5 protein-coding genes are annotated in these 4,562 nt (G+C 60.8%); 4 read left to right on the plus strand and 1 reads right to left on the minus strand.

Features of this window, described 5'->3' with window-relative positions; translation table 11 throughout:
* The 3 genes from rplT to pheS form a co-directional block, all read left to right on the plus strand.
* Positions 1 to 212: 50S ribosomal protein L20 (gene rplT / locus U1A24_RS21465; RefSeq protein ID WP_322324024.1), on the plus strand; the 212-nt coding region annotated here is incomplete at its 5' end.
* Positions 213 to 279: 67 nt separating this feature from the next.
* Complete coding sequence (locus tag U1A24_RS21470; RefSeq protein ID WP_322324025.1) at positions 280 to 606, plus strand: phosphotyrosine protein phosphatase; 327 nt, start codon at positions 280 to 282, stop codon at positions 604 to 606.
* Between the two features lie 65 nt (positions 607 to 671).
* Positions 672 to 1,754: a phenylalanine--tRNA ligase subunit alpha gene (pheS, locus tag U1A24_RS21475; protein WP_322324026.1), complete on the plus strand. Its 1,083-nt coding sequence runs from the start codon at positions 672 to 674 to the stop codon at positions 1,752 to 1,754.
* A 3-nt stretch (positions 1,755 to 1,757) separates the two neighbouring features.
* On the opposite strand, the gene U1A24_RS21480 is transcribed toward pheS, so the two are convergent.
* Entirely contained in the window at positions 1,758 to 1,973 is a 216-nt protein-coding gene (locus U1A24_RS21480) for a hypothetical protein (protein ID WP_322324027.1), read from the minus strand.
* Between the two features lie 185 nt (positions 1,974 to 2,158).
* On the opposite strand from U1A24_RS21480, the gene pheT reads away from it, so the two are divergent.
* Positions 2,159 to 4,562 (plus strand): phenylalanine--tRNA ligase subunit beta (pheT, locus tag U1A24_RS21485; protein ID WP_322324028.1); only part of this gene is annotated, 2,404 nt, incomplete at its 3' end.

Genomic DNA, 4,562 nt, shown 5'->3' on the forward strand with positions numbered 1-4,562 from the left:
AGAACCGCAAGCGCAATTTCCGCGCGCTGTGGATTCAGCGGATCAACGCGGCTGTGCGCGCGCATGATGAATCGCTGACCTACTCGCGCTTCATCAACGGTCTGGCGAAAGCTGGCATCGAGGTGGACCGTAAAGTTCTGGCCGATCTCGCCGTGCATGAGCCCGAGGCGTTCAACGCCATCGCGGCACAAGCCAAGGCAGCTTTGGCGTAAGCCTAAAGCGATGATTTCAGGAAAAGCCCTGCCCTCGCGGCGGGGCTTTTCCTTTTGGGAGTTCCAGATGACCAACGCCCTTTTTCTTTGTGGCAAAGCCCGGATGCGGAGCCCCACCGCCGCAGATATTGCCGCGCGCTGGCCCGGCATCGCCACCGATTTTGCGGGCCTTAGCCATGACGCCGACGAAAAACTAAGTGCAGAGCAAATCGACTGGGCTGACGTGATCTTCGTGATGGAGACGCGTCAGGCAAAACGCTTAAAATCCCAGTTCCCCGCTGCCTTGCGAGACAAGCGAGTCGTCGTGTTAAACATCCCTGACAACTTTAGTTATATGCAACCCGAACTTGTCGATCTGCTGACACCAAAGCTGCGTGCAGTCCTCATCGGCTAAGCCGCCCACTTGCATCCGCCCCCCCTTCCCGCTAGCACAAACCCGCATGATTACCGGAGACTGCTATGGACGGGCTTGACGCATTGAAGGCCAAATACCTCACCGCCGTTGCCAATGTGGCTGACGAGGCGGGGCTGGAAGATCTGCGCGTGGCCGCCCTTGGTAAGAAGGGCGAGATTTCGGCGCTGATGTCGGGCCTTGGCAAAATGGAGCCTGATCAGCGCAAGGCCGCTGGGGCCATGCTGAATGTACTGAAGGACGAGATTGACGCCGCTTTGCGTGCCAAGAAGGCGGCTTTGGGCGATGCAGCGTTGAACGAGCGTCTGCGCTCGGAATGGCTGGATGTGACGCTGCCGGGCCGTCCGCGCCGGGTTGGCACGATCCATCCGGTCAGTCAGGTGATGGAAGAACTGACAGCGATCTTCGCTGATATGGGCTTTGCCGTCGCCGAAGGTCCGCAGGTGGAAAGCGACTGGTATAACTTCGACGCGCTGAATATCCCGCCGGAACATCCGGCGCGGCAGGAGCACGACACGTTCTTCATGAACCGCGCAGAGGGCGACAACCGCCCGCCGCATGTTCTGCGCACCCACACCAGTCCGGTGCAAATCCGCGCGATGGCCGAACAGGGCGCACCGATCCGGGTGATTGCGCCGGGCCGCGTCTACCGCATGGATATGGACCAGACCCATACCCCGATGTTCCATCAGGTCGAAGGTCTCGCGATCGACCGCAACATCAGCATGGCCAATCTGAAATGGGTGCTGGAAGAATTCTGCCGCGCCTTCTTCGAGGTGCCTTCTGTTGAGTTGCGCTTCCGCGCCAGCCACTTCCCTTTCACCGAACCCTCAGCCGAGGTCGATATCCGCTGCTCGTGGGAGGGTGGTCAGCTGAAGATCGGTCAAGGCGACAAGTGGATGGAAATTCTCGGCTCGGGCATGGTCCACCCCAAAGTGCTGTCCGCCGCAGGGGTGAACCCCGACGAATGGCAGGGCTTCGCCTTTGGCATGGGCATCGACCGTATCGCCATGCTGAAATACGGCATCCCAGACCTGCGCGCCTTCTTTGAGAGTGATCTGCGCTGGCTGCGCCATTACGGCTTTGCGGCGTTGGACATGCCCGATCTGGCAGGAGGGCTGAGCGCCTAAACCTTACGGCACGGGCGCGATTAGCGCCTGTGTCACAGCCGAAAACTCGTTGGCAACCATCAAATACAGCAGTGCGGTCAAGCCCAGCAGCAAGCACAGCTTGCCGACGTTCAGGCGCTTCCGGTCCTTGGGGATTTCAAACATCGGGTCCATCATCCCGGCGGTATAGCTGATCTTTGCCCATAGAATAAGGCAATCGCCCGGTTGATCTGGCGACAAGCCGTTTCCACAAGGGAAACCCTGCCCTGCCCGCTTCCCCTTTCCGCCTCAATGCGCTAGAGCGGTTTGCGTTTATTTTGAATCAGAATTCACCCGAAGAACCCAGGTGAATTCTGATGTTTCTGGTTCAGATTGAACGCAAACCGCTTTAATCCCGCAAGCGACAATTCCCGAAGGGCCGTGCCATGAAATTCACCCTGTCTTGGTTGAAAGATCACCTCGAAACCTCGTCTTCATTGGACGATATCCTCTACGCCCTCACCGATCTGGGGCTTGAGGTCGAAGAGGTGCTGAACCCACTGGCCAAACTCGCGCCCTTTACGCTTGCGAAAGTGATCCACGCCGAGAAGCACCCTGATGCTGACAAGCTGCGGGTCTGCCGGGTGATGACGGATGAGGGCGAAAAGCAGATCGTCTGCGGCGCGCCAAACGCCCGCGAGGGCATCACCGTCGTGCTGTGCAAACCCGGCGATTATGTGCCGGGCATCGACGTGACCCTTGGTATCGGCAAAATCCGTGGCGTGGAATCGCATGGTATGATGGCCTCCGAGCGCGAGCTGGAGCTGTCGGATGAGCATAACGGCATCATTGAACTCCCCTCCGGCGAAGTCGGCCAGAAATTCACCGATTGGCTGGCCATCAACCGCCCCGGTCTGGTGGATCCGGTGATCAACGTCAAAGTCACCCCAAACCGCCCCGATGCGTTGGGCGTGCGCGGCATTGCCCGCGATCTGGCAGCGCGTGGGCTTGGCACGCTGAAACCACTGGCGATCCCGGCGATCAAAGGTGGTTTCGCGTCCCCGGTGCAGCTGGAAATCGCGGCCAATCTCAAAGCCAAAGGGTGTCCGCATTTCGCAGGCCGCACCATTCGCGGTGTGAAAAATGGGGCCTCGCCGGATTGGCTGGCCAACCGGCTGAAAGCCATCGGCCTGCGCCCGATCTCGGCTTTGGTCGACATCACCAACTACTTCACCTTCGGCCTGAACCGCCCGCTGCATGTATTCGATGCTGCGAAAGTTCAGGGCAAACTGCGCATCCATGCCGCCGAGGGCGGTGAGCCATTCGCGGCGCTTGACGGCAAAACCTATACCCTGCGCGCAGGCCAAATGGTGATCTCCGACGATCATGGTGTCGAGAGCCTCGCCGGGATCATGGGCGGTGAAGTCTCGGGCTGCACGCCTGAAACCACCGATGTCTTCCTTGAATCCGCGTGGTGGGATCCGATCACCATCGCCGCCACCGGTCGCGCGCTGAAGATCAATTCGGACGCCCGTTATCGGTTCGAGCGCGGTGTTGACCCGGCTTTCACCCTGCCGGGTCTTGATCTTGCGACCCAAATGATCCTTGACCTGTGTGGCGGTGAGGCTTCGGACCTCGCGCAAGACGGTGCCGCCATCGACACCACCCGCGCCTACAAGCTGACCCCTGCACGGGTGATTAGCCTTGTCGGCATGGATATCCCCGAAGCCGAACAACGCCGCACCTTGGAGGCCCTGGGTTTCACTCTGAACGGCGATATGGCCACCCCGCCGTCTTGGCGTCCCGATGTGCTGGGGGAGGCTGATCTGATCGAGGAAGTCGCCCGCATCGCTTCGCTGTCCAAACTCCAAGGCAAGCCCCTGCCCCGCGCCGTCTCTGGCGTGCCACGACCGATCCTGACCCCACTGCAAACCCGCGAGCGCACAGCGCGGCGCAGCATCGCGGCCTTGGGCTACAACGAATGCGTCACCTACAGCTTCATCGACCAGGCCTCTGCTGTGCTGTTCGGCAGTGGCACCGACGCCGTGCGCGTTGACAACCCGATCTCATCGGAAATGTCGCATCTGCGCCCCGATCTGCTTCCGGGACTGCTGCGGGCGGCAAGCCGCAACCAAGCCCGTGGCTTTGCCGATATGGCGCTGTTTGAAGTCGGCCCAGCTTTCCAGGGTGGCGAGCCCGGCGAGCAACATCTGCAAGCTGCTGGCCTTCTGGTGGGCCAATCCAGCCCGCGTGACCCCTACGGCAGCCGCCGCCCGGTGGATGTGTTCGACGCCAAAGCCGATGCCGAGGCCATTCTGGCGGCCATTGGCGCGCCCGCGCGTGTGCAAATCAGCCGAAAGGTTGCTGCGTGGTGGCACCCCGGCCGCTCTGGCGCGATGGGGCTAGGGCCGAATCTGATGGCAAGCTTTGGTGAAATTCACCCCAAGGTGCTGGCGGAAATGGGCGTCAAAGGCCCTGCCGTTGCCTTCACCATTCTGCTTGCCAATGTGCCGATGCCCAAGGTGAAAGCCCCGACCAAGCCGGCGCTGGCGCTGTCTGATCTGCAGGCTGTGGACCGTGATTTCGCCTTCGTTGTCGACAAGGGGGTTGAGGCTTTGACGGCGGTGAACGCCGCGATCGGGGCTGACAAAGCGCTGATCGAATCTGTGCGGGTATTCGACCAGTTCGCAGGCGACAAGGCCGAGGCGCAGATGGGCGCAGGCAAAAAGTCCATCGCTTTGACGGTGCGCTTGCAGCCCAGTGACAAGACCCTGACCGAAGCCGATATTGAGGCGGTGTCCGCCAAAATCATCGAGAAGGTCGGCAAAGCAACGGGTGGAAGCCTGCGCG

It is taken from the genome of Cypionkella sp., from assembly GCF_034376685.1.
Classification (GTDB): domain Bacteria; phylum Pseudomonadota; class Alphaproteobacteria; order Rhodobacterales; family Rhodobacteraceae; genus Cypionkella.

Excerpts from the sequence above, each read along its gene's own strand:
- U1A24_RS21470 (WP_322324025.1), top strand. The coding sequence starts at position 280 with ATGACCAACGCCCTTTTTCTTTGTGGCAAAGCCCGGATGCGGAGCCCC.
- pheS (WP_322324026.1), top strand. The coding sequence starts at position 672 with ATGGACGGGCTTGACGCATTGAAGGCCAAATACCTCACCGCCGTTGCC.